Consider the following 23,800-nt stretch of genomic DNA (forward strand, 5'->3'; position numbering starts at 1 on the left):
CTACGGACTGACCGCGAGAAACACGAACGCCGCGAACAACACCAGGTGCACGCCGCCCTGTAACAAGGTCGCGCGACCGGGCACCACGGTGAGCGCGCCCACCACCACCGTCAGCGCCAGCAGCACCATCTGGGTCGCGCCCAGGCCGAGGGTGAGCGGCCCGGAGATCCAGATCGAGGCCAGGGCGATCGCGGGGATCGTCAGGCCGATGCTGGCCATCGCCGAACCCAGCGCCAGGTTCAGGCTGATCTGGACGCGGTCGCGGCGGGCCACCCGCACGGCGGCCAAGGTCTCCGGCAGCAGCACCAGCATCGCGATGACCACGCCGACCGCCGAGCGGGGCAGCCCGGCCGCGTGCACGCCGTTCTCGATGGCGGGGGACACCATCTTCGCCAGTCCGACCACGCCGACCAGGGCGACGACCAGCAGGGCCAGGCTCAGCACGGTGGACCGGACCGACGGGGGTTCGTGCTGCTCGTCGTCGGCGTCGCCCACCTCGACCGGGAGGAAGTCGTCGGGGTGCCGGATGGTCTGCACGGCCACGAACAAGCCGTAGAGCAGCAGCGAGGCCACGGCCGCGAAGGCCAGCTGCGACCCCGAGAACTCCGGACCGGGCTTGCTCGTGGTGAAGGTCGGCAGTACCAGGCTCAGCGTGGCCAGGGTCGCCACCGTCGCCAGCGCGGCGCCCGTGCCCTCGGCGTTGAACACCGCTACCCGCCGCCGTAGCGCCCCGACCAGCAGCGACAACCCGAAGATGCCGTTGCAGGTGATCATCACCGCCGCGAACACGGTGTCGCGCGCCAGCGACGAGGCGTCCGGGCCGCCGGACGCCATCAACGTCAAGATCAATCCGACTTCGATCACGGTGACGGCCACCGCCAGCACCAGCGACCCGAACGGTTCACCGACCCGATGCGCCACCACCTCGGCATGCTGCACGGCCGAGAGCGTCGCGCCGGCCAGCGCCAGGACCAGCACGATGACGACCGGACCGGAGGGGTGGGTGAACCATGCGATTGCCAAGACCACGATGGCGAGCAGCGGAACAACGGTCGTCCAGTGTCGGGTCAGCAATCGCATCATGCCCTCCATAATTCCAGCGAATCGGCAGCGTCCGGGCATTGGAGACCAGGGTCGCCCTCTGGCGGGGGTGGAATCACTCCGCCGAGTGGCGCGATCGGTGCGGACCCGCGATAATGAAAAGTTAGCGCTCGAGCCGGATTACGGGGGATTCATGTCGAAAAGACTGTTGTGCGTTGTCGCTGTCGCCGCGGCGCTGGTGGCCGCGGGATGCGGGACGTCGAAGGACACGAGCAGCCGCGCGACAACAAGTCCGCAAACCAGCCGGGCGGTGGCCTCGACCACCAAGTCGACGGCCCCGCCGGCGCCGCTGCTGAATCGCCGGGCCGGCAACGGCGAGGTCGTGCAGCAGGCTGGGCTGGTGGGCGCGGGGAATCTGACCGTCATCAACGACGACAAGTCCGATGTCGCGGTGGTGGTGACCAACGGCGACCCCAAGGCCCCGCAGGCGACGATGTACATCCAGGCCAATTCCAGGGCCACGCTCAGCGGCATCGCCGGCACCTACTACGTGTATCTGAAATCCGGCACCGACTGGGATCAGGCGGCTCTCGCCTTCACCCGCGACCGCCAGTTCCAGAAGTTCGACGACTCCTTCGACGAATCCAGTGACTGGGAGGTCACCCTGAAGCCGTCGATCGGCGGGAACGCCAGCACCAGCGACGTACCCGCCTTCTGAGCACCGGGATCAAGTCGCCGAGATAGGCAGCTGGGCAAGGATTTCCCAGCGGCCTTCCTGCGGCTCGGCGGTGAACGTCCCGCCCAGTGCTGCCGCGCGTTCGCGCATGTTCATCAGACCGCGCCCCGCCGCGTCGTCCAGTGGCGCGCCGGGGCGATGGCCGGCCGTCGGGTTGCGCACTGTCAGAACCAGACTCGCTTCCTGCTCGCGCACATCGATGCTGACCGGCTGGCCGGGCGCGTGCTTCATCGCGTTGGTCAGCGCCTCCTGGATGATCCGGTACGCGGCCTGGTCGACGGCGCTCGGCAGCGCCGTTCCATTCAGCGAATCCTGGACGCGCACACTGATTCCGGCGGCGCGGGCGGCGTCGACCAGAATGGGAAGCTGAGCGAGTGTGCGGGGAGCGGCGATGTCCTCCTCGGCGCCGTCGTCGCGGAGCAAGCCGATCATGGTGCGCATTTCCTGTAGGGCGCTGACGCTGTTGGAACGGATCGAGGCGAGGATGCCGGAGACCTTCGGGTCGATATCGGACCTGCTCAGGACGCCCAGGGCGGCTTCGGATTGGATGGCGATGGCGGAGAGGTGGCCGGCGATGACGTCGTGCAGGTCGCGGGCCATGGTTTTGCGTTCGTCGGCGATGGCGGCGCGGCGGTCGAGTTCGGCGACGAGGGTCATGGCTTGGGCGCGGGTGTGTTCGGCGGCGGCGATCTCCTTGTGCTGGCGGACCTGCAAGGCCCACCAGACCGGCGTGCCGATGAAGGCGAAGGCCGCGGCGATGGCGATGGCGAAGGCGTGCCAGTCGCCGACGCCGACCCAGACCGCGATCGCGAGCCCCAGCGACAGCACTCCGCTCGCGATGGCGGTCACTTTGGAGATCCTTCGCGACCCGTATAGGACCGCCGCGTAGACCAGGTCCGAATAGAGCAGCCAGACCGGCACGGTCGAGCCGAGAAGTGTGTCGGCGACCAGCGGTAGCACCCCGACCGCCAGCGCGGTGCCAGGCATCCGGCGGCGCAGCAGGGACGCCCCGCACAAAGCGGCCAGAATCGTGAAGCGCACCGTCAGCGGGGCCTCGGTGCTCGCCTGGCCGCCCAAGGGGTAGAGCCCGGACAGATACAGCACCGCGCCGAGACTGAACAGGAACAGCGCGATCAACACGTCCTGTGTCGTCGCCGACAACGCGTGCCACTGCTTCACCGAACCATCACAGCACACGCCCGCCGGACCGGGGTCCGCCGAAGTGATGACCCGCGATCGATCCGAAGGCCGACGCCGTTCGCGGCCCGGTCGCGCGAGGCTCATCGGGTGATACTGATACCGGCCCTGATCGGATTGGCCCTGGTGGACTCCACCAGCATCGGCACCCTGGTCCTGCCGATCTGGCTGCTGATGGCCCCGGAACGTCCGCCCGTGCGGCGCATGCTCGCCTACCTCGGCGCGATCACCGTCTTCTATTTCCTGGTCGGCGTGGCGCTGCTGACCGTGGTCGGCTCGGCGCTGGACCGCTTCGGCGACCTGGCCCGCAGCCCGATCGTCCTGGTCCCGCAGCTGCTGCTCGGCATCGCGCTGTTCGCGGTGTCCTGGCGGTTCGACTCCAAGAAGCGCCGGGAACGCGGCGAACCCGACCGGACCGCGGCTTGGCGCACCCGCGCCCTGAACTCGCAATCCACCACTACCGGTCTGGCGGTGCTCGCGGTGAGCGCGGGCACCCTGGAATTGTTCACGATGCTGCCGTACCTGGCGGCGATCGGACTGCTGGTGTCCAGTGACCTGTCCACCCTCACCTCGATCGCCCTGCTGGCGGGCTACTGCCTGGTCATGGTCGCGCCCGCGCTGGTGCTCATCGCCGCGCGAAAGCTGTTGCACGCCAGGATCGAACCGCTACTGGCCCGCATCGACGCGTTCCTGTCCCGGCACGCGGACAGCGCGACCGGCTGGGCGCTGGCCATCGCGGGCATTCTGCTGGTGCGCGGCGCCGTTCCCGGGTTGTTCGGAAACTGAGTTCGACTCGATGCAATCCAGAACTCCGATACCGGGGAGTGCGCTCGGTCAAGCGCTAGGGTGTACCGGTGAACATCGATGTCACCGCCCTCCCAGGTATCGGGGTACGCAAGGATTTCCAGGCGCGCTCCGGGCGCCGCATCGGTGTGGTGGACCACCGTGACGGTGGAATCGACCTGATCGTCTCCAAGCTCTCCGATCCGGACGCGTGCGCGGCCCAGGTGCCGCTGAGCACCGACGAGGCGGCCGTGCTGGCCAACCTGCTCGGGGCGCCGCAACTGGTGGCGCAGCTCGAGGAAGACCACCGGGACCTGCCCGGCATCACGACCCGGCAGCTGCCGATCGACGAGGACTCGCCGTACGCGGAGCGCACGCTCGGCGAGACCGCGATGCGCACCCGCACCAAGGTGTCCATCGTCGCGGTGATGCGCGCCGGTCAGCTGCATCCCTCGCCGGGACCGGATTTCACCTTCACGACCGACGATGTGCTCGTGGTCGTCGGCACCCCCGACGGCCTGGACGCGGCCGCGAAGATTCTCTCGCACGGTTGAGGACGTGACGACTACCGCGCTCGCGCTGGTAGAACTCGGAGCGGTGCTGTTCGCCCTGGGGATGCTGGGGCGGGTGGCGGTCCACTTCGGGATGTCACCGATCCCGCTGTATCTGCTGGGCGGGCTGGTTTTCGGGCACGGCGGATTCATCGAACTGCACGCGGCCATCGAATTCGGCCATGTGGCAGGCGAAATCGGCGTCGTGCTGCTGTTGTTGCTGCTCGGCTTGGAGTACACCGCCGCCGAACTGGTGACCGGGCTGCGCCGGTCCTGGGCGGCGGGGCTCTTCGATCTGGTCGCCAACGCCACGCCCGGGGTGGTGGTCGCGTTGCTGCTCGGGTGGGGCGCGGTCGGCGCGGTCACCATGGGCGGCGTCACCTACATCTCCTCCTCCGGGATCGTCGCGAAGGTGCTCAACGATCTCGGCCGCCTGGGTAACCGGGAGACGCCGGTGATCCTGTCCATCCTGGTGTTCGAGGATCTGGCGATGGCGGTGTACCTGCCGATCCTCACCACCATGCTGGCCGGACTGAGCCTGCTGGCCGGAATGAAGGCGCTCGCCATCGCTTTGGTGACGGTCACCGTGGTGCTCGTGGTCGCGCTGCGCTACGGCCGCTACGTCTCGGCGCTGATCGACAGTCCCGACAACGAGGTGTTCCTGCTCAAACTGCTCGGCGCGGCGCTGCTGGTGGCGGGGGCGGCGTCCTCGCTGAACGTGTCGGCGGCGGTCGGCGCGTTCCTGCTCGGCATCGCGATCTCCGGGTCCACCGCGCACGAGGCCGCGAAACTGCTGGAGCCGCTGCGGGATCTGTTCGCCGCGATGTTCTTCGTCGCCTTCGGCCTGAACACCGATCCGACCGCGATTCCGCCGGTGCTCGGCTGGGCGATCGCGCTGGCGCTGATCACCGTGGCGACGAAGGTGGCGACCGGCTGGTGGGCGGCGAGCCGGCAGGGCATCGCCCGGATGGGCCGGGCGCGGGCCGGGGCCGCGTTGGTCGCGCGCGGCGAATTCTCCATCGTCATCGCAGGATTGGCGGTCGGGATGACGACCGTCGGCAAGGAGCTGGCCGCGCTGGCTTCGGCCTATGTGCTGCTGATGGCGGTGCTCGGGCCGGTGGCGGCGCGGGTGGTGGAGCCGGTCATCCGGTTCGGCCTGAACCGGACTCGCACCGAGGCGATTTGAGCGGTCGCGCGCGGCGATTCCCTCGGCTGCGCGCGGCGGTTCATGCGGTCGCGCGCACGACCCGGCGGTGTTCGATCCGGCCCCAGAACGTGCTGGCGATGGTGCCGGCGAGCAAGCCGATCAAGCCCGCGCAAAGGTGGCCGTAGTCGGTGAACGTCCGGTTGCTGACGCACGCGGCGATCAGCACGGCGAGTACCAGCACGACCCACCCCAGCCGCACGACGCCGCGGAACCGGAACGCCAGCGCCGCCAGCACCGCGGTGAACCCGTAGCTGGTGCCGACATCCGGCGCGATCGCGACCCGCAAGGGAATCACCTTGTGCTCGATGGCGCGGGCAATGCCATAAACGGTGACCAGTGACGCCCCGATATGACCGGTCGCGAACAACAGGATCCAGCGCCCGGTCCCCAGCCAGCGCTCCGCGTACGCCATCACGATCAGGAACTCGGCGATGGTCACCCACGGAAAGTTCCCCTCGGTCCAGAACGCTGAGGCGACCAGCACCTGCACCGGATTGTGGTGCATGTTGTACAGATTGGTCGAAGCGGACAGGATCAGCCGCCGCTCCTCGACGGGGCCGAGCCCGCGCAACGTCCACCAGGTGACGAACAAGGTGAACGCGTAGGCGGTGCTGGCCGGGGCCTGGCTCAGATGCCGGCGCAGCGCCGGATAGATCCGAGACAGCAGCCCAGGCCGGCGCAGCCAATCCCACGCCGCACCCACTTCGGCCCGCAGCGCGACGGTCCGGGTCCACGGCGCGTGGTAGCGACCGTCGCCGGCGGTGGAAGTAGCCACAGTGCGAAAGTGTGCCGCGTGGCGCGCACCCACCCGAGGTGCCGCGCCCAGACGAGCGGAACTAACCCTAGGACTGGCGTCGCCGCGAGGGTGACAGTCGCGGCGTGGGATGTCGGCACCGACCAGCCGGGGGCACTGAGCGAAAAGGTCGAGGTGGGCACGGCGGAAATAACGCCGGTGCGAGGCGGGAGAGGTGCGCGCTCTGCGCTAGGAGAAGTTCTGCCGGCGCAGCCAGCCGTCGCCCGGTTCGCGGGGCGGGGCGTCCTCCGCCGGGTCCGGCTCGGCGGCGAAGTCTTCCATTCCGGCACCCTTGGCGAGTAGGCGTTGGCGGTCGGCGCGGGCCAGGGCCTTGCGGGTGTGTGATTCGGTGACCGGGATTGCCGAGCGCGGGCGCGGGTCGCGCTGGGTTGGTGCGGCCCACTGTGTCTTTGAGCCGGGTTGTGGTGGCCAGTAGGAATTGGTGATTTCGGACGGGGCGGGCTCGTCGGGCTTGCGCTGTGGTTGGGGCCGTTGGGGTTTCAGGGTGACCTGGTGCGCGGGCGGGTCCACCGGTTCCGGTTCCGGCGGGCGCGGTGTCGTGCGGCGCAGCCGGGGGAGGTCGACGATGTCGTCCTCGACGGTGGTCAGGCTGACGGCTATCAGCAGCAGCATGGTGGCGATGCTGATCAGCAGGATCAGGGGGGCCAGTAGTTGCGCCGGGTCGGCGCCCGAGGGCGCGGCGGTCTGGCCGGTGTGCTGCGCGTGCATCGAGGTCATGCCGGTGTAGTGCATGCCGGAGACCGCGACGCCCATGATCAGCGCCGCCGCGATCGTCGCGCCGATGCCGTTGACCCGCAACGCGAACCACAGCGCCACCGTCGCCGCGACCACCGCGATCAGCACCGACAACCCCACGCGCGGCAGGTCGTAGGTGAGGTGCGCGTTCGACTTCATCGCGTACATGCCGGTGTAATGCATGGCCGCGACGCCGAGCCCGGTGATCGCGCCGCCGGACAGCAGGGCCGGGACCGTGGGCTGCGGCCGGATCACGATGAACAACCCGATACCCACCACCACGATGGCGGTCACCGCGCTGAACAGCGTCAGCAGCACGTTGTAGCGGATTTCCGCGCCCTCGATCGAAAAGCCCAGCATGGCAATGAAATGCATGCTCCAGATGCCCGCGCCGCCGATCGCCACGGCCGCCGCGACCAGCCAGCCGGAACGGACCTGCCCTTGCTGGCGGGCGCGGACCGCGCATTGCAGGCCGAGCAGGGCGCCGAGGATGGACATCAGGTACGCCATCAGAGGGGTGACCCAGCCGTAGCTGAAGTGAGAGATGTCGAGCACGAGAACCCCGCTGTTCGGGGCGAATCCGCCCCGTGAGTGAAACCAAGTTGGTCAGACGATACGACAGCGGGCGGCGATTTATACAGCGAAAGAACGGCGTCGGCCAGTGGTTTCAATCACTTTTTGTTTAGCGCTGGTCTGCCGAAGTTCGGCGAGAAACGCTCACGCGCGGCGTACGGTGACGGCGAGCGTTTCCCGGATCGGAGCACAGATGGAACCCATAGTCGCAGTCACCGGCGGCCACGTCAGCGGGCGAATCATCGAGGGCGTCAGCGTATTTCTCGGCATCCCCTACGCGGCGGCCCCGGTGGGCGCCGCCCGGTTCGAACGCCCCGCGCCCCCGGCTGCCTGGGACGGCGTACGTCCCGCGGTCGAGTTCGGTGCGACGTGTATGCAGACGCCCTACCCGCCCGCCATCGCCGAAATCCTTGGCAGCGACCATATTCCGGGCGCGGAATACTTGAATGTGAATGTGTGGACGCCGGATACCGGCGCGGCGGACCTGCCCGTGATGGTATGGATCCACGGCGGCGCGTTCACCCGGGGCGCGAATTCCCGCACGGCTTATGACGGCGCCGCCTTCGCTCGCGACGGCGTGGTGCTCGTCTCGGTGAACTACCGGCTCGGGATCTCCGGCTTCGCCGTCCTCGACGGCGCACCCGCCAATCGGGGCCTGCTCGATCAGATCTACGCCCTCGAATGGGTGCGCGACAATATTCGCGGCTTCGGTGGTGACCCGGGCAATGTCACGGTGTTCGGTGAGTCGGCGGGCGGCATCAGCGTGGCCGCGCTGCTCGCCGCGCCGCCGGCGCGCGGGCTGTTCACAAAGGCCATCGTGCAGAGCGGCACCGGGCGGATGGCCGCCGAAGTCGCGGACGGGCGGCTCCTGGGTGCGGAACTGGCTGCCGGGCTGGGCATTCCGGCGACCGCGGCGGCCTTCGCCGAGATCGAACCCGCTACCTTGCTGGCGGCGCAGGAAACGCTGATCGCGCAGTTCACGGCCGATCCCGATCCGAAGCGCTGGGGCGCGTCCATCGTGTCCAGCGGACTCGGCATCACCTGCCTGTTCCCGGTGATCGACGGTGTGGTCCTGACCGGCCCGGTGGCTGACGCACTCACCGCCGGCTCGGCGGCCGGCGTGCCGCTGCTGCTGGGCTACACCGCGGAGGAATTCCGGCTCTTCCTGGTACCCACCGGGATGGCGGCGCTGGTGTCCGACGACGCGTTGCCGGTGCTGCTCACCCGCTACGGTCTCGACCCCGCGCTCGCGCAGGTGTACGCGGCCGATCGCCCCGAGGCCGCCCCGGGTGACCTCCTCGCCGCCATTCTCACCGACCACGCCTTCCGCGCCCCCACCATGGAACTGGCGGACGCGCAGGCCGACACCGGCGCAGCGGTGTATGTCTACGAGTTCGGCTGGCGGCGCACCGATCGCGCCCTGGGCGCGATGCACGCATTGGAAATCCCGTTCGTCTTCGACACGCTCGCCGTCGCCACACCGCTCACCGGCCCGGACGCACCGCAACCCCTCGCCGACGACATGCACGCCTCCTGGATCGCGTTCGCCAAGTCCGGCAACCCCGGCTGGGATCCCTATGACTCCCACACCCGCCCGGTCATGACCTTCGACCACCCGGAATCGGCCCTCGTCTACGACCCGCGAGCGAAGGAGCTGGCGGCGGTGAGCGGCGAGCAGGCCACCTGAACGGCCTCGCCCCGAACAGCGGAAGGGCCGCTGAGCAGTAGCTCAGCGGCCCTTCCCGTGTCATGTCCTAGTCCAAATAGTCGCGCAGGACCTGCGAGCGGCTGGGGTGGCGCAGCTTGCTCATGGTCTTGGACTCGATCTGGCGGATGCGCTCACGGGTGACGCCGTAGACCTGGCCGATCTCGTCCAGGGTGCGGGGCTGGCCGTCGGTGAGGCCGAAGCGCAGGCGGACGACGCCCGCTTCGCGCTCGGACAGCGTCTCCAGGACCGACTGCAGCTGATCCTGCAGCAGGGTGAAGCTGACCGCGTCGACCGCGACGACCGCTTCGGAATCCTCGATGAAGTCACCGAGCTGGCTGTCGCCCTCGTCGCCGATGGTCTGGTCCAGCGAGATCGGCTCACGCGCGTACTGCTGGATCTCCAGCACCTTCTCCGGCGTGATGTCCATTTCCTTGGCCAGCTCCTCCGGCGTGGGCTCACGGCCCAGGTCCTGGAGCAGCTCGCGCTGGATGCGGCCGAGCTTGTTGATGACCTCGACCATGTGCACCGGGATACGGATGGTGCGGGCCTGGTCGGCCATGGCGCGGGTGATGGCCTGCCGGATCCACCAGGTGGCGTACGTGGAGAACTTGTAGCCCTTGGTGTAGTCGAACTTCTCGACCGCGCGGATCAGACCGAGGTTGCCCTCCTGGATCAAGTCCAGGAACGCCATGCCGCGGCCGGTGTAGCGCTTGGCCAGCGACACGACCAGTCGCAGGTTGGCCTCGAGCAGGTGGTTCTTGGCGCGGTTGCCGTCGCGGATGATCCAGTTGAAGTCACGGCGGGTGGCCACGGGCAGCTTCTCGCCGGCCTCGGCCCACTCGCGCATCTTCTCCGCCGCGTAGAGACCGGCCTCGATCCGCTTGGCGAGCTCGACCTCCTCCTCGGCGTTGAGCAGCGCGACCTTGCCGATCTGCTTGAGGTAGGCACGCACCGAGTCGGCGGAGGCGGTGAGCTCGGCATCCTTGCGGGCCTGGCGCAGCGCCTCGGATTCCTCTTCGTCCCAGACGAAATCACCGGAGGCCTTGTCGGCCGCGGTGGGCTCCTCGGCCTCCTCGGCGGCTTCCTCGGGGGCCTCGGCGACCAGTTCCTCGGCGTCCTCGGTGAGGTCGTCCTCGGAGACTTCGAGATCCTCGAGGTCTTCGATGTCGAGCGACTCGTCTTCGACGGCCTCGTCGGCGCCGGGCTCGCCCTCGGCCCCGGTGGCCTTCTTCGCTGCCTTCTTGGCCGGAGCCTTCTTGGCCGCCGCTTTCTTGGCGGGAGCCTTCTTGGCGGCGGCTTTCTTGGCCGGAGCCTTCTTGGCGGCAGCCTTCTTGACCGGCCGTGCTTCGGTTACATCTGCGGAGTCGGCTTCGGCCGAGTCGGCGGTCTGACGGGTCGTGGCTACCACGTACGCCCTTTCGTGACGGTCTCGTGCGGCGTCACGCCAGAGTGGTGTTCCGGCGGAGCGGTCTGTCGGGTTTCACCGGCGGAAGGCCGGTCGGGTTTCACCGGGCGGGGCCGGGCACGTTCCATTGTAACGATCCTGCCAGGGTACTCATGCCCGCCTTGGCTTGGACGCACGACGCGCAGATCTGTTACGGCAGCAACCCCGCCTCGACCGCCATCGCGGCGCCGACGATGCCCGCGGTGTTTCTCAAATGCGCGGGCACCACCTGAGTTCGGTTGGTGAGCAACGGAATCCACTGATCGGCATCGCGGCTGATACCGCCGCCGGCGACGATGACATTCGGCCAGAAGAGATTCTCCAGCCCGATCAGCACCGTGGACACCTCCGCCGCCCACTGTTCGAAACTCAGTTTCTGGCGATCCTTCACCGAGGCGGCCGCCCGGTGCTCGGTTTCCATGCCGCCGACCTCGAGGTGCCCGAGTTCGGTGTTGGGCACCAGCGCGCCGTGGTAGATCAGGGCGGAGCCGATGCCGGTGCCGAAGGTCAGCAGCAGCACCATCCCGGCGTAATCCTTTGCCGCGCCGTAGGTGTCCTCGGCCATGCCCGCGGCGTCGGCGTCGTTGAGCACGGTCACCGCCCGGCCGCCGAGCGCGGCGGAGAACAGCGCGCGAGCGTCGGTGCCGATCCAGGCCTTGTCGATATTGGCCGCGGTGCGCGTGACGCCGTCCAGCACGACCGCCGGGAGCGTCAGCCCGACCGGCCCGTCCCAGTTCGCCTCGGCGACCACCTTGGCGACGGCCTCGGCCACGGCCTGCGGCGTCGACGGATTCGGCGTCGCGATCTTGATCCGTTCGTGCACCAACTCGCCGGTGGCCAGATCCACCGCAGCGCCCTTGACGCCGCTGCCACCGATATCGATTCCGAACGCGTGCCCCCGAGCGGACATGGCTAACCCCTCGTTCCGTGTTTGACATGCAGCCAATGACGACAGTGCCCGACAAGAGTAAAGGCAGCCCGTTCTGCGCGCCGGAGCGTATCTGTGATGCGATGGTCGACGTGCCCGAAACCACGAGCTCCCTCGCCGCGTCCGTAGCCCTCCCGCCCGAAGAAGTGGCCGAATTGCGCCGCATCGCGGTCGATCTCGCCGAGACCGCCGCCGCGCACGTGCGCACTCGCCGCCCCGAGGTTTTCGGCCCGGCCGGGCTGCCGGCCGAGGACGCCGTCCAAGCCAAGGGCCACCCCACCGACCCGGTGACGGTGGTCGACACCGAGACCGAGGAGCTGATCCGCAAGCTGCTGGCCGAACAGCGTCCCGGCGACCCGATCCTCGGCGAGGAGGGCGGCGGCGATCTCGCGGCCGCCGGTGACGCGGTGACCTGGGTGGTCGACCCGATCGACGGCACCGTCAACTTCCTCTACGGCCTGCCCGGGTACGCGGTGTCGGTGGCCGCGATGCGCGGCGGCCGTTCGATCGCCGGCGCGGTGGTCGACGTGGCGCGCGGGGCAACCTACAGCGCGGGCCTCGGGCTCGGCGCCATGCGCGTGGACGGCGACGGCTCGGTCGAACACCTGCGCTGCAATCCGGTCGGCGAGCTGTCGATGTCGTTGGTGGCCACCGGGTTCGCCTACGGCGTGCACCGCCGGGCCCGGCAGGCCGAGATGGTGGCGCGACTGCTGCCGCGGGTCCGTGACATCCGGCGGCTGGGCGCGGCGGCGCTGGACCTGTGCAATGTCGCGGCGGGTCAGGTCGACGCGTATTACGAGCACGGCCTGAACGCCTGGGATTTCGCGGCCGGTGCGCTCATAGCGTCGGAGGCCGGTGCGCTCCTGCGGCTTCCGGCCGCGACCGTGCCCGGGTCGGCGGGCGACCTGGTGGTCGCCGCCGCACCCGGGATCGCCGAGGAGCTCGGTGCGCTTTTGGCCGAGATCGGCGCGACGGCGTCGCTGCCGGATCAGTAGGGGTTCAGCACCTGGCCGAGCGGGCGGCGCTGAGCAGCTTCGAATCGATGGAGCTGCCCGGCACCGGATTCTTCAGCGACCGCAGCACCTCCTCGGCGTCGTTGCCCGGTTGCAGGTCGCTGCCGAACAGTGAGCCCAGCACCAGGTCGACGGTGTCGTCGGTGCGCTGATCCTCGATCAGCTCCGCGCAGGGCGCGACCAGCTGCACCGACGCGGCGGCCGGGCGGCCGTTCACGCCGAAGCGGAGTTGCCCGGTGCACTCCAGGTCGCCATTGACGTAGACCGGATCGTTGCCGGCCTGTGTCCCCGGGGCGGTCGCGAAACCGAGGTCCCCGAGCTGGCCGGCGATGTGTCCGGCCTGCCCACGCTGGCTACTCGCGTTCAGGACGCGCACCTTGGTGGCCGACAGGGCCGCCGGTTCCACGTCCTGCAGCCTTGACGCCCCCACGCGCTGTCCGAGCGGCACGGCGGGGGCGGTGCTGTTGCCGGTAGCGGGGCTCGGCGAGTTGCACGCCATCGCAGTGCCGCTGTTGTCTGTCGTCGTCAACGCCTTGATCCACACGATTGCGCAGATCAGCGTCATCACGCCGAGCAGAATGAGCCAGGGCCGCGGGCGCCGTCGGATCCAGGGGCGACCCTGGGGATCGGAGGGGCTGCCTTCGGTGATCAGTGAAACCACGAGCACACTCTACGAAAATGTCTCGGCAACGGTGCGCAAGGTCTCGGCGAGTTCGACTCGAGGTGTCGATTCACCCTCGATTTCGAATCGTCTGTGTTTTGATTGCGACTTTTCCGCCGGGGTCCGCTATTGTCTGGCGGCCCAGATCGAATCGCCAGCGGCGAAAACCGGTGATCGGTCGCGGGAACAAGTAGGGCATGTCCTGCGTTTACCGAGCGCTATCCCGTGTGGATCTACCACGATCCGCCCTGATAGAGCACCGGTGCACGTGTGATGTGCACCACCGGCGGGGCGGTGCACGCCACCTCGGTTCCACACCAGGAATCGGTGTAGCGCGAGCCGGTCCGGGATATACGGAGTAAGGACGAGGGGAAGACGACATGGCAACCGACTATGACGCACCGAGGCGTACCGAAACCGACGACGTGTCGGAGGATTCGCTGGAGGAGCTGAAGGCTCGTCGTAACGAGGCACAGTCCGCCGTCGTGGATATCGACGAATCCGATACCGCGGAGTCGTTCGAGCTTCCCGGCGCGGATCTGTCCGAGGAAGTCCTGAGCGTTCGGGTCATTCCGAAGCAGGCGGACGAGTTCACCTGTTCCAGCTGTTTCCTAGTGCATCACCGGAGCAGACTGGCCAGTGAAAGTGGCGGGCAGTTGATCTGCATGGATTGCGCCGCCTAACTAAATCCCTGCGGCGGCCGGACACCAGGGTCCGGCCGAGGCGACTTCTGTCAGCCCGCGCTCGGCAGGCCGAGCGCGGCTAGGACGTTTTCTGGGCGACGGGTGCTGACCAGCCAATAGGGGGTCGGGTCATCCGGGTCGTCCAGGACAAGTAGCACCAGCGAGCCGATCCAGGCGCGGTGCTGGACATACGCGGCGGGGTCGAGCTGACGCCCGAGCGCCGCGCTCTTGGCGGTCTTGGGCACGATGACCGCGCGAGCCACGAAGTTCACCGGCAGGTGGGCGCGATCGACGCGCAGTTCCGGCGTCCCCGCCGCATCCCGGGTCACCTCGACCCGATGGCGGCTCAACCACAGCAGCACCCACACCGGGATCGGCAGCATCAGCAGATACGGCAGCCACGCTCGCAGACCCGGTGCGCCCATGTGGATTTCGGCCGCCAGCAAGCCGGCGATGCTGAGCGCGACCGGCCACCACCACAGCGGCACCCACAGGCGCTCGGAATAGGTCCGGGTGGTCTGGTTTTCGTGTTCCGTCACGGGGCTGGGCTGGTCCGACACGACTCAACACTAAGTCACGGGGCCCGAGCGCCTGCGCGTAGGCTCTCGCAATGTGAGCGCACTTTCACCTATCCCTTTGCTGCGGCTTGATCCCGGCATCCCCATGCCCGCGCGCGCCCATCACGGCGACGCCGGCGTGGATCTGTGCACCACCCAGGACGTCATCCTGGAACCGGGGGAGCGGGTGCTGGTCGGCACCGGCGTCGCCGTCGCACTACCGGTCGGCACCGTCGGCCTGATCCATCCGCGATCGGGATTGGCTGCCAAAGCCGGACTTTCGGTGGTCAACACCCCCGGCACCGTCGACGCGGGGTACCGGGGCGAGATCAAGGTGTGCTTGATCAACCACGATCCGCGCACGCCCATCGAACTGCGCCGCGGCGACCGGATCGCGCAGCTGCTGGTGCAGCGGGTGGAACTGGTCGACTTCGTCGAGGTGGACAGCCTCGACGAAACGGCGCGCGGTGCGGGCGGATACGGGTCCAGCGGCGGCCACGCGATCCTGGCCGACGCTGCCAAGGAGGCGTGACAATGGCGATGTTCGGAAGAAAGAAGAAGTCGGGCTACGAGTCCGACGACTACGACGACGCGGGCTACGACGAACTCGACTACGACGAGCCGGTCGAGGAATACGACGCCGCGTTCGAATACGACGACGAGGACACCCCGCAGAGCGGCCCCTACGACTACGAGGCCGTCGCCGACCTGCTGGCCGACGTGGCTGATCAGCGGCTCGACCTCGGTTCGGTCATCGTGCCGGTGCCGCCGGGCGGTCAGTTGCAGGTCGAGATGACCCCCGAGGGCACCCCGCAGGCGGTGCACCTGGCCACCGAGCACGGCCGGCTCACCGTGGCCGCCTACGCCGCGCCCAAGTCCAAGGGGCAGTGGCGCGAGGTGGCCGCGGATCTCGCCGACTCGCTGCGCACCGACGGCGCCCGGGTCTCGATCGAGCAGGGTCCGTGGGGCCGGGAAGTGCTGGCGCTCACCGAGAGCGCGGATCTGCGGTTCATCGGCGTCGACGGACCGCGCTGGATGGTGCGGCTGGTCGCGGCCGGCCCGCAGGGCGCGGCCAACGACGGCACCCCGCTGGTGGCGGCGGCGCGCGCGATCATGAGCGAGACCGTGGTTCGCCGCGGCACCGATCCGCTGCCGGTGCGCGATCCGCTACCGGTGGTGTTGCCGCAGGAGCTGGCCGATCAGCTGGCCGCGGCGCACCAGGCCCAGGTCGAAGCGCAACAGCAGCAGGCGGCAGCCGCCCAGGCGGCGCAGGCGGCGGCAGCGCAAGGGATCCATCCCGGCGTCATCCCGCCCCGCATGCCCGACGAGCCGCGCCGCAACGCGGGCGGGTCGGCCATGCAGCAGCTCGGTCTGAACTGACACCTGGCTGAGACGCGGCCGGTTCAGTCGAAAGCGGCAAGCCCCGTGTGGCCGAGGATCGCGGGGTCCGCGCCGAGTTCGTCGAGGGTGATCCTCGCGAGCCCGGACTTGGGGATCATCGCCGCCCACTCCTCGGCGACGGCCAGTGGATGCACCGGGTCGTCGACAGCGGTGATGATCACCACGGGAACCTCGACAGTCGCGAGGCGCTCGGGTCCCGGCCACTTGTAGTCGGCCGCCTCCTGGAGCGCCTGCGGTAGATCCGGCCACTGCGACCGCCACGACTGCGTCAGCGCCGTGGCGAGCCATTCGGGGCTCCCGCCACGCATCTGTTCGATGACCGCGTCCAGGCCGTGGGCGCGCAATTGTGCGGCCGTGTAGGCCGCGCTCTGCGCCGCCGGGCAGTCCGCGGTATCGGCTCCGGTCCACGCGGGCAGCGCCGCGATGACTCCGGTCACGGCGCTGGGATGCTCGGCCGCCCATTCCAGCGCCACCGCCGCCCCCAGCGAGATGCCCGCGGCCAGCACCGGCCCGCGTTCGGCCGCCGCGTCCAGCGCTGCGCGATAGCTGGCAACCACCCCGAGCGGGTCCGGTTCCACCGCGATGAGCTCGAGATCACGTTTACGGCAAGCAGGTTCGAAGCTGCGCCGGGCGAAATCCGCGTCCGACCCGGTCCCCGGCAACGCCACGGCAATCCCGGGGCGGCCGAAAGGTTTCAACCCGGTGAGTTCTGGGGATTTCCAGGTGATGGATCGGCGAGCCGTCACCACCGCGTGTGGGGAGTCGAACACCGGGCCGAGCGTAGCGGGGCCCGGTCCGTGCGCCTACAGTGGCGGTGTGCGGCCATCAGCCGGTCGTTCGTTGGAAAACACGCTGGCGTGTGACCCACGCCGCGTGCTGTAGCAGGAGAGCGTGCAATGCCATCCGCAGCCTCAGGATATTTTCGCCGACTGGGCCGCAGACTGACCGAGGATCTCGATCAGTTGGACGCCGAGGAACTGGCCGAGACCGCCGAGGCATCGGGAGCGTGTCGAGCCTCGGAGTGTCGCCGCGGCGACGAAGCCACCATGCTGGGCCGTTTACGTAGTGTCGAGGCGTGTCCGAAGTCCTCGGGCGCTAGTGTTCAGGCAGAATTCTTCGACGGCACCGACGCCATCACCCTGGTGTGGATCGGACGCCGCCGGATTCCCGGGATCGAGCCCGGGCGCCGGATACTCGTTCGGGGTCGCGTAGGCGACCGGGACGGCCGCAAGGTGATCTTCAACCCCTACTACGAATTGCGCGGGAACAGCTGACTTTATGCCGAGCAACGACAACGGCGCCGATGTGGGCAAGCCGACCGAGATCGGGCGCCGTGAGCCGCTCGACGCTGACGTTTCCAATGAATCCGAGCTGCGCCAGGTGTTCGATGCCGAGCTGCGCGAGATCGAGGACGATCTGCGCGCGCCGCATCCGGGCGTAGGCGCCGCCACCGAGGACGAGCCCCGCGAGCAGACCATGCTCGAGCAGATGGGCGGTTTCAGTGGCCTGATCTACTCGACACTGCCGGTGCTGGTCTTCGTGCCGGTGAACACCCTCGGCGGGCTCACGGCCGCCATCTGGTCCGCGCTGGGCGTCGCCGCGGCCATCCTGGCCTGGCGCCTGTACCGGCGCAGCCCGGTGCAGCCCGCGATCTCCGGATTTCTCGGCGTCGGCATCTGCGCCTTCATCGCCTACCGGATGGGGGAGGCCAAGGGCTTCTTCCTGTTCGGCATCTACACCAGCCTGGTCTACGCCGGCGCGTTCCTGGTCTCGATCCTGGTGCGCTGGCCGCTGGTCGGCATCATCTGGGGCTTCCTCAACGGGCACGGCAAGGAGTGGCGCCAGGACCGCCGGGTCATCCGGCTCTACGACATCGCCACCGCCACTTGGGTTCTGGTCTTCGGCGCGCGCTACCTGGTGCAATCGTCGCTGTACGACACCGATCACACCGGATGGCTGGCCTTCGCGCGCATCGCGATGGGCTGGCCGCTGACCGCTGTCGCCTTCGGCGTCACGATCTGGGCGGTGCGCCGCGCCGGCCATATGCCCAAGAAGGGGTGATCTTCAGCACCACGGAGGTGGGGTAGCACCCACCCCTGGGGTGCCTGGTTGGAAGGCCGGTTTCGGCCGACGATCGTTGCAGAACGAAAAAACGCAACGATCGAAAGGGCCTGAAGTTGCCTACCGAGCACAAGATTTCGGCAACGAAGTCTCCCGCCCACCCCAGTCCCGCGCTCTCGGAGAGCAAGCGCGTGGCCGCCGAGCTGGACAAGCTGATCGGCGCCGCCGCGGCAGGCGACAAGCAGGCCATGTCGGAGATCGTGCGACTGGTCAGCCCGCTGGTCCGCCGCTATTGCGGTGCGCGCCTGGGTAATACGTCACATCTGCACGTCACCGTCGACGACGTGGTGCAGGAAGTTCTGATCGCGACCGTGAAATCGGTTCCGCGCTACCAGGATCAGGGCAAGTCGTTCCTGGCCTTCGTATACGGGATCTCGGCCAACAAGGTCGCCGACGCCTTCCGCCGTTCCCAGCTGCATCCGGCCTACCCGACCGCGGAGATGCCCGAGGAAGCCTGCCCCGCGGCCGGCCCCGAGGAGTGGGCGCTGGCCTCCGAACGCCGGGCCGCCACCCGGGAGCTGATGAAGATTCTGGCGCCCGCGCACCGCGAGGTGCTGGTCATGCGGATCGTGCTCGGCTGGAGCGCCGCTCAGACCGCCGAGGCCATCGGCACCAGCCCGGGCGTCGTGCGGGTGATGCAGCACCGCGCGCTGAACAAGCTGCGCGCGGAGCTCAACGTCGTCAAGGCTTGATTCCGTGCTGGGCCAGCGCGATCCGCAGATCTTCCTCGGCCTCGACCGAGGTGACGAACAGCAGTTCGTCCTCGCCCTCGAACGGGTCGTCGGCCTGCGGGACGATGACCCGGCCGCCGCGCAAGATCGTCACCAGCGCGGCGTCGCGCGGCAGCGTGAGCGCGCGCACGGGCTTGCCCGCCAGTCCGGTGTCGCTGGGCAGCGTGATCTCGACCAGGTTGGCCTGACCCTGACGCAGCGTCATCAGGCGCACCAGGTCGCCGACTGTCACCGCCTCCTCGACGAGGGAGGCCAGCAGCCGCGGCGTGGACACCGCCACGTCCACGCCCCAGGACTCGTCGAAGAGCCATTCGTTGCGCGGATCGTTGACCCGCGCCACCACCCGGCGCACGCCGAACTCGGTCTTGGCGAGCAGGCTGTGCACCAGATTGGCCTTGTCGTCGCCGGTGGCGGCGATGACGACCTCGTAGCTCTCCAGCCCCGCGTCCTCCAGCAGCGCGAGCTCACAGGCGTCCGCGTGCACCCAGACCGCGTCCGGGATGGCGGCGGGGTCGATGTGATCGAGCTTGCGTTCCAGCAGCATCACCCGATGTCCGCTGCGTAGCAGTTCCCGGGCGATCGATCTGCCGACGGCGCCGGCTCCGGCGATGGCCACCTTCATGATCAGTCCTCGCTCGCGGGGGGCTTGCCGGCCAGCGCGACGGCCTCGCCGACACTGCCGGAGGTCGCGGCCACGTAGACGATGTCGTCGGCCTGAATGATGGACTTGCTGTCGGGCAGCACGCCGTTGCCGAAGCGCAGGATGAACGCCACCCGGACGCCGAGGCCGCGCTCCAGATCGCGCACGGTACGGCCGTACCAGTCCTCGTGCAGGTTCAGCTGGGTGATCGCGACCGAGCCGGTGGGGTCCCGCCAGTTCGACGTGCTGGAATCGTCGATCAGGGTCCGCATGAACCGATCGGTGGTCCACGGCACGGTGGCGATGGTCGGAATGCCCAGGCGCTCGTAGACCGCCGCGCGCTTGGCGTCGTAGATCCGCGCGACCACGCGCTCGATGCCGAAGTTCTCCCGGGCCACGCGCGCGGAGATGATGTTGGAGTTGTCACCGGAGGACACCGCGGCGAACGCGTCGGCGCGCTCGATCCCCGCGCGGGTCAGCACGTCCCGGTCGAAGCCGACGCCGATGATGCGCTGGCCCGGGAATTCCTGGCCGAGCCGCAGGAAGGCGCTCGGATCGCGGTCGATCACCGTGACCTCGTGCCCCACCCGGACCAGGGCGCGGGCCAGCGACGATCCGACGCGGCCACACCCCATGATCACTACGTACACCGTGCAACCCCGTTCTTGGAACCCTGGTGTTCGGTCTGCCATTTGCTGTCGGCAAACCGTACCGCCGATTCGCGGCGGCCTGTGCCCGAGGGATGGTCCAAGCCCCACGTTCCCCGTCCGGGCCACCGTCAAACCTGGCGTGCCGCGTGGCGCGTATCCGAACCCCGCGGGTAATCCGGCCTGCGGGGATCTATGCTCGCTCCAGTGTCCAAGTTGACGACGGCAGCCAAACGCATGCTGCTGGGTAGGCCCTTCCGTAGTGATTCTCTGGGGCATACCCTGCTGCCGAAGCGCATCGCCCTCCCGGTCTTCGCCTCCGATGCGATGTCGTCGGTGGCGTACGCGCCGGAGGAAATCTTCCTGACGTTGTCGGTGGCCGGGATCTCGGCCTACATGTACGCGCCGTGGGTCGGTCTCGCGGTGGTCGCCGTGATGATGGTGGTGGTGGCCAGCTACCGCCAGAACGTGCACGCCTACCCCTCCGGCGGCGGTGACTACGAAGTCGCCACCACCAACCTGGGTCCCACCGCCGGTCTGACCGTCGGTTCCGCGCTGCTGGTCGACTACGTGCTGACCGTGGCGGTGTCGATCTCCTCGGCCGCGTCCAATATCGGCTCGGCGATCCCGTTCGTGGCCACGCACAAGGTGCTGTTCGCGGTGGTGGCGATCGTCCTGCTGACCGCGATCAACCTGCGCGGTGTGCGGGAATCGGGCAAGGCGTTCGCGATTCCGGTGTACGCGTTCATCGTCGGCATGTTCGTCATGCTCGGCTGGGGGTTGTTCCAGGTCTATGTGCTGGGGGAGACGCTGCACGCCGAGTCCGCGGGCTTCGGCATCAAGGCCGAGGACGAGCACCTCTACGGACTGGCCTTCGCGTTCCTGCTCGCGCGCACCTTCTCCTCCGGCTGCGCCGCCCTGACCGGTGTCGAGGCGATCAGCAACGGTGTGCCCGCCTTCCGGAAACCCAAGTCCCGCAACGCCGCGACCACGCTGCTCCTGCTGGGCGTCATCGCGGTCGCGCTGCTGATGGGCATCATCATCCTGGCGCAGAAGATCGGCATCGTGTTCGCGCACGACACCGCCCACCTGATCGGCGCGCCCGCCGACTACCACCAGAAGACGCTGATCGCCCAGATCGCCGAGTCCGTCTTCCACGGCTTCCCGATCGGGTTCTTCTTCATCCTGACCGTGACCGCGCTGATCCTGGTGCTCGCCGCGAACACCGCGTTCAACGGCTTCCCGGTGCTGGGTTCGATTCTGGCGCAGGACCGTTACCTGCCGCGGCAGCTGCACACCCGCGGCGACCGGCTCGCGTTCAGCAACGGCATCCTGTTCCTCTCCGGCGGGGCGATCGCGTTCGTGGTGTTCTTCGGGGCCGACGTGACCAAGCTCATCCAGCTCTACATCGTCGGGGTGTTCGTCTCCTTCGTACTCAGCCAGACCGGCATGCTGCGGCACTGGACCCGCTTGCTGCGCACCGAGACCGACCCCGCGCACCGGGCCCGGATGAAGCGCTCCCGGGTGATCAACGCGGTGGGCCTGACCATGACCGCCACCGTGCTGGTCATCGTGCTGATCACCAAGTTCCTGATCGGCGCGTGGATCGCCATCCTGGTCATGGTGTCGATCTTCATCGTGATGAAAATGATTCGCCGCCACTACGATTCGGTCTCGCGCGAGCTGGACGCGCACGAATGGGACGGTGTGCTGCCGAGCCGCTCGCACTCCATCGTGCTGGTCTCCAAGCTGCACCTGCCGACCCGGCGCGCGCTGGCCTACGCCCGCGCCACCCGCCCGGACACCCTGGAAGCGGTGACGGTGAACGTCGACGAGGCCGACACCCGGGCGCTGGTGCGGGAATGGGAGCGCAGCGATATCACGGTGCCGCTCAAGGTGATCGAGTCGCCCTACCGCGAAATCACCAAGCCGGTACTGGATTACGTCAAGAGGGTACGCAAGGACGCGCCGCGCGATGTCGTGACGGTGTTCATCCCGGAGTACGTGGTGGGCCACTGGTGGGAGCAGGTGCTGCACAACCAGAGTGCGCTGCGGCTGAAGGGCCGACTGTTGTTCGAACCGGGAGTGATGGTGACCAGTGTGCCGTGGCAGTTGAGTTCGTCGACGCGAGCGCGTCAGCCGGGAGACATCAGCGCGCCGGGCGCGGTGCGGCGCGGGTACGAGGACCGGCCGATGAGCTCGGGTGCCCGGGATGAGTGACTGGCGCGGCGAGACTTTCGAGATCCGGCTCGGCCCGCCCGGGCACGGCGGATTCTGCGTCGGCCGGCACGAGGGCCGGGTGGTGTTCGTGCGGCACGGGCTGCCCGGGGAACTGGTCCGAGCCCAGGTCACCGAGGACCGCGGTGGCTCGTTCTGCCGGGCCGACGCGATCGAGATCCTGGCGGCTTCGCCCGATCGGGTGCCCGCCGCCTGCCCGGTCTCGGGTCCGGGCGGCGCGGGCTGCTGTGACTTCTCCTTCGCCACACCGCGGGCGCAGCGCGCGCTGAAGGCGTCGGTGGTCGCCGAGCAGCTGCGGCGGCTGGCCGGTGTGGAGCGTGACATCGCGGTCGAGCCGATCGCTGGATACCCCGCTGACGCCACCGCCGGATGGCGCACCCGGGTGCGGCTGGCCGTCGACGAGCACGGGCGCGCCGGCGTGCACCGGCACCGCAGCACCGGTGTCCTCACGGATCTGCGCTGCCCGCAACCGATTCCGGGCGCGATGGATGGTATCGCCGATCGGGACTGGACGCCGGGCGCGGAACTGGTCGTCGCCGTCGACGGCGACGGGGTGCGGCACATCGTGGAACTCGCTCCGGCGGAGGTGGATCCGCGCGAGGGTCAGCGCCGTGGCCGGGGCCGCGCCGACAGCGACGGCCGCGCTCGTGGCCGCGACGCCCGTGGCCGCGGCGGCCGCCCGGGTCGCGGCCCGCGCACACCGGCCGCCGAAGTGGCCGGCGCGCAGGGCCTGGAAAGCCCCGGCAGCGAACGCCGCAACGCCGCCGCCCGCCGGGCCGCCGGCCACGCGCCCCGCGAGGAATGGGTGCTGGCGGGCAGCGGCCGCGCGGTCGAGTACGTGGCCGGGCGGCGCTGGGAAGTCGCCGCGACCGGCTTCTGGCAGGCACATCGCGGTGCGGCGCAATGTTATTCGGACCTCATCGCGGAATGGTCCGGGCTGAAGTCCGGCGACCTGGCCTGGGATCTGTACAGCGGCGCCGGGGTTTTCGCGGCCCGCCTGGCCGATCAGGTCGGGGCCGACGGCGCGGTGCGCGCGGTGGAATCCGCGCGGACCGCGGTCGCCGACGGCGACGCGGCACTGCGTGATCTGCCGTGGGTGGACCTGCGCACCGATCGGACCGAACGCTGGATCGTCGAACACGCTTCCGGTGCGGCCCCCGCCGCCGTCGTCCTGGACCCGCCGCGCGCGGGCGCGGGCAAGGAGGTCGTCGCGGCGCTGACCGGGGCCGGTCCGGATCGGATCCTGCACATCGGTTGCGACCCGGCCGCTTTCGCGCGCGACGTCGGCCTCTACCAGAACGCCGGCTACACCCTCACCGAGCTGCGCGCCTTCGACGCCTTCCCCGGCACGCATCACGTCGAATGCGTGGCTCTGCTCCAGCGCTAGCGCC

General features: G+C 69.0%; 25 protein-coding genes. 14 read left to right on the plus strand and 11 right to left on the minus strand.

What is annotated here, in order from left to right:
* Positions 1–1,074: an ionic transporter y4hA gene (locus AB0M14_RS13200; RefSeq protein ID WP_364995737.1), complete on the minus strand. Its 1,074-nt coding sequence runs from the start codon at positions 1,072–1,074 to the stop codon at positions 1–3.
* Positions 1,075–1,234: 160 nt separating this feature from the next.
* On the opposite strand from AB0M14_RS13200, the gene AB0M14_RS13205 reads away from it, so the two are divergent.
* A complete protein-coding gene (locus AB0M14_RS13205) occupies positions 1,235–1,759 on the plus strand; it encodes a hypothetical protein (protein ID WP_364993328.1) in 525 nt (174 codons plus the stop codon).
* A gap of 9 nt (positions 1,760–1,768) precedes the next feature.
* Here AB0M14_RS13205 and AB0M14_RS13210 read toward each other — a convergent pair whose 3' ends face one another.
* Positions 1,769–2,956 (minus strand): histidine kinase, encoded by a 1,188-nt coding sequence (locus tag AB0M14_RS13210; protein ID WP_364993332.1) that lies wholly within the window; start codon positions 2,954–2,956, stop codon positions 1,769–1,771.
* A 108-nt stretch (positions 2,957–3,064) separates the two neighbouring features.
* Between AB0M14_RS13210 and AB0M14_RS13215 the strand changes: the two genes are divergently transcribed.
* The 3 genes from AB0M14_RS13215 (at position 3,065) to AB0M14_RS13225 (ending at position 5,494) form a co-directional block, all read left to right on the plus strand.
* Entirely contained in the window at positions 3,065–3,760 is a 696-nt protein-coding gene (locus tag AB0M14_RS13215) for a GAP family protein (protein WP_364993335.1), read from the plus strand.
* Between the two features lie 68 nt (positions 3,761–3,828).
* Positions 3,829–4,311 (plus strand): cation:proton antiporter regulatory subunit, encoded by a 483-nt coding sequence (locus tag AB0M14_RS13220; protein ID WP_364993338.1) that lies wholly within the window; start codon positions 3,829–3,831, stop codon positions 4,309–4,311.
* 4 nt (positions 4,312–4,315) lie between these two features.
* Positions 4,316–5,494: a cation:proton antiporter gene (locus AB0M14_RS13225; RefSeq protein WP_364993342.1), complete on the plus strand. Its 1,179-nt coding sequence runs from the start codon at positions 4,316–4,318 to the stop codon at positions 5,492–5,494.
* A 40-nt stretch (positions 5,495–5,534) separates the two neighbouring features.
* On the opposite strand, the gene AB0M14_RS13230 is transcribed toward AB0M14_RS13225, so the two are convergent.
* The gene (locus AB0M14_RS13230) at positions 5,535–6,290 is read right to left on the minus strand and encodes a rhomboid-like protein (RefSeq protein WP_364993345.1); all 756 of its coding nucleotides are present in this window, start codon (positions 6,288–6,290) and stop codon (positions 5,535–5,537) included.
* A 207-nt stretch (positions 6,291–6,497) separates the two neighbouring features.
* Entirely contained in the window at positions 6,498–7,619 is a 1,122-nt protein-coding gene (locus tag AB0M14_RS13235) for an MHYT domain-containing protein (protein WP_364993351.1), read from the minus strand.
* Positions 7,620–7,830: 211 nt separating this feature from the next.
* On the opposite strand from AB0M14_RS13235, the gene AB0M14_RS13240 reads away from it, so the two are divergent.
* Positions 7,831–9,324 carry a carboxylesterase family protein gene (locus AB0M14_RS13240; RefSeq protein ID WP_364993354.1) on the plus strand — a complete coding sequence of 498 codons (1,494 nt, stop codon included), beginning with the start codon at positions 7,831–7,833 and terminating at the stop codon, positions 9,322–9,324.
* A gap of 67 nt (positions 9,325–9,391) precedes the next feature.
* On the opposite strand, the gene AB0M14_RS13245 is transcribed toward AB0M14_RS13240, so the two are convergent.
* Together AB0M14_RS13245 and ppgK are read right to left on the minus strand one after the other, a co-directional pair.
* Positions 9,392–10,753: an RNA polymerase sigma factor gene (locus AB0M14_RS13245; RefSeq protein WP_364993357.1), complete on the minus strand. Its 1,362-nt coding sequence runs from the start codon at positions 10,751–10,753 to the stop codon at positions 9,392–9,394.
* A gap of 187 nt (positions 10,754–10,940) precedes the next feature.
* Complete coding sequence (ppgK, locus tag AB0M14_RS13250) at positions 10,941–11,699, minus strand: polyphosphate--glucose phosphotransferase (RefSeq protein ID WP_364993361.1); 759 nt, start codon at positions 11,697–11,699, stop codon at positions 10,941–10,943.
* Positions 11,700–11,800: 101 nt separating this feature from the next.
* Between ppgK and AB0M14_RS13255 the strand changes: the two genes are divergently transcribed.
* Positions 11,801–12,712 carry an inositol monophosphatase family protein gene (locus AB0M14_RS13255; RefSeq protein ID WP_364995740.1) on the plus strand — a complete coding sequence of 304 codons (912 nt, stop codon included), beginning with the start codon at positions 11,801–11,803 and terminating at the stop codon, positions 12,710–12,712.
* 4 nt (positions 12,713–12,716) lie between these two features.
* Here AB0M14_RS13255 and cei read toward each other — a convergent pair whose 3' ends face one another.
* Positions 12,717–13,391, minus strand: coding sequence for an envelope integrity protein Cei (gene cei, locus AB0M14_RS13260; protein WP_364993367.1), 675 nt, complete (start codon positions 13,389–13,391; stop codon positions 12,717–12,719).
* A 380-nt stretch (positions 13,392–13,771) separates the two neighbouring features.
* Here cei and AB0M14_RS13265 point away from each other — a divergent pair, with 380 nt between their 5' ends.
* Positions 13,772–14,074, plus strand: a complete 303-nt coding sequence (locus tag AB0M14_RS13265; protein WP_364993372.1) for a DUF4193 domain-containing protein — start codon at positions 13,772–13,774, stop codon at positions 14,072–14,074.
* 50 nt (positions 14,075–14,124) lie between these two features.
* On the opposite strand, the gene AB0M14_RS13270 is transcribed toward AB0M14_RS13265, so the two are convergent.
* Complete coding sequence (locus tag AB0M14_RS13270) at positions 14,125–14,634, minus strand: DUF3093 domain-containing protein (protein WP_364993375.1); 510 nt, start codon at positions 14,632–14,634, stop codon at positions 14,125–14,127.
* Positions 14,635–14,686: 52 nt separating this feature from the next.
* On the opposite strand from AB0M14_RS13270, the gene dut reads away from it, so the two are divergent.
* Positions 14,687–15,163 (plus strand): dUTP diphosphatase, encoded by a 477-nt coding sequence (gene dut, locus AB0M14_RS13275; RefSeq protein WP_364993377.1) that lies wholly within the window; start codon positions 14,687–14,689, stop codon positions 15,161–15,163.
* An 8-nt stretch (positions 15,164–15,171) separates the two neighbouring features.
* Positions 15,172–16,011, plus strand: coding sequence for a DUF3710 domain-containing protein (locus tag AB0M14_RS13280; protein ID WP_364995743.1), 840 nt, complete (start codon positions 15,172–15,174; stop codon positions 16,009–16,011).
* Positions 16,012–16,034: 23 nt separating this feature from the next.
* Here the strand turns inward: AB0M14_RS13280 and AB0M14_RS13285 are convergent, their stop codons facing one another.
* Positions 16,035–16,760: an alpha/beta hydrolase gene (locus tag AB0M14_RS13285; protein WP_364995746.1), complete on the minus strand. Its 726-nt coding sequence runs from the start codon at positions 16,758–16,760 to the stop codon at positions 16,035–16,037.
* Between the two features lie 168 nt (positions 16,761–16,928).
* On the opposite strand from AB0M14_RS13285, the gene AB0M14_RS13290 reads away from it, so the two are divergent.
* From AB0M14_RS13290 to AB0M14_RS13300, 3 genes are all read left to right on the plus strand, one after another.
* Positions 16,929–17,306, plus strand: coding sequence for an OB-fold nucleic acid binding domain-containing protein (locus AB0M14_RS13290; RefSeq protein ID WP_194814291.1), 378 nt, complete (start codon positions 16,929–16,931; stop codon positions 17,304–17,306).
* A 202-nt stretch (positions 17,307–17,508) separates the two neighbouring features.
* Positions 17,509–18,093: a DUF3159 domain-containing protein gene (locus tag AB0M14_RS13295; protein ID WP_364995748.1), complete on the plus strand. Its 585-nt coding sequence runs from the start codon at positions 17,509–17,511 to the stop codon at positions 18,091–18,093.
* A 116-nt stretch (positions 18,094–18,209) separates the two neighbouring features.
* Complete coding sequence (locus AB0M14_RS13300) at positions 18,210–18,845, plus strand: sigma-70 family RNA polymerase sigma factor (RefSeq protein WP_364993381.1); 636 nt, start codon at positions 18,210–18,212, stop codon at positions 18,843–18,845.
* Here the strand turns inward: AB0M14_RS13300 and AB0M14_RS13305 are convergent.
* Both AB0M14_RS13305 and AB0M14_RS13310 read right to left on the minus strand, forming a co-directional pair.
* Complete coding sequence (locus AB0M14_RS13305) at positions 18,835–19,506, minus strand: TrkA family potassium uptake protein (protein WP_364993384.1); 672 nt, start codon at positions 19,504–19,506, stop codon at positions 18,835–18,837. The two genes, AB0M14_RS13300 and AB0M14_RS13305, sit on opposite strands and share 11 nt — an antisense overlap.
* Before the next feature lie 2 nt (positions 19,507–19,508).
* Positions 19,509–20,174 (minus strand): TrkA family potassium uptake protein, encoded by a 666-nt coding sequence (locus tag AB0M14_RS13310; protein ID WP_364993388.1) that lies wholly within the window; start codon positions 20,172–20,174, stop codon positions 19,509–19,511.
* A 204-nt stretch (positions 20,175–20,378) separates the two neighbouring features.
* Between AB0M14_RS13310 and AB0M14_RS13315 the strand changes: the two genes are divergently transcribed.
* Positions 20,379–22,391 carry an APC family permease gene (locus AB0M14_RS13315; protein WP_364993391.1) on the plus strand — a complete coding sequence of 671 codons (2,013 nt, stop codon included), beginning with the start codon at positions 20,379–20,381 and terminating at the stop codon, positions 22,389–22,391.
* Complete coding sequence (locus AB0M14_RS13320; protein ID WP_364993394.1) at positions 22,384–23,796, plus strand: TRAM domain-containing protein; 1,413 nt, start codon at positions 22,384–22,386, stop codon at positions 23,794–23,796. Before AB0M14_RS13315 ends, AB0M14_RS13320 begins: the two co-directional genes overlap by 8 nt.
* Positions 23,797–23,800: the final 4 nt, after the last annotated feature.

Source organism: Nocardia sp. NPDC051832, from assembly GCF_040681285.1.
Classification (GTDB): Bacteria; Actinomycetota; Actinomycetes; order Mycobacteriales; family Mycobacteriaceae; genus Nocardia.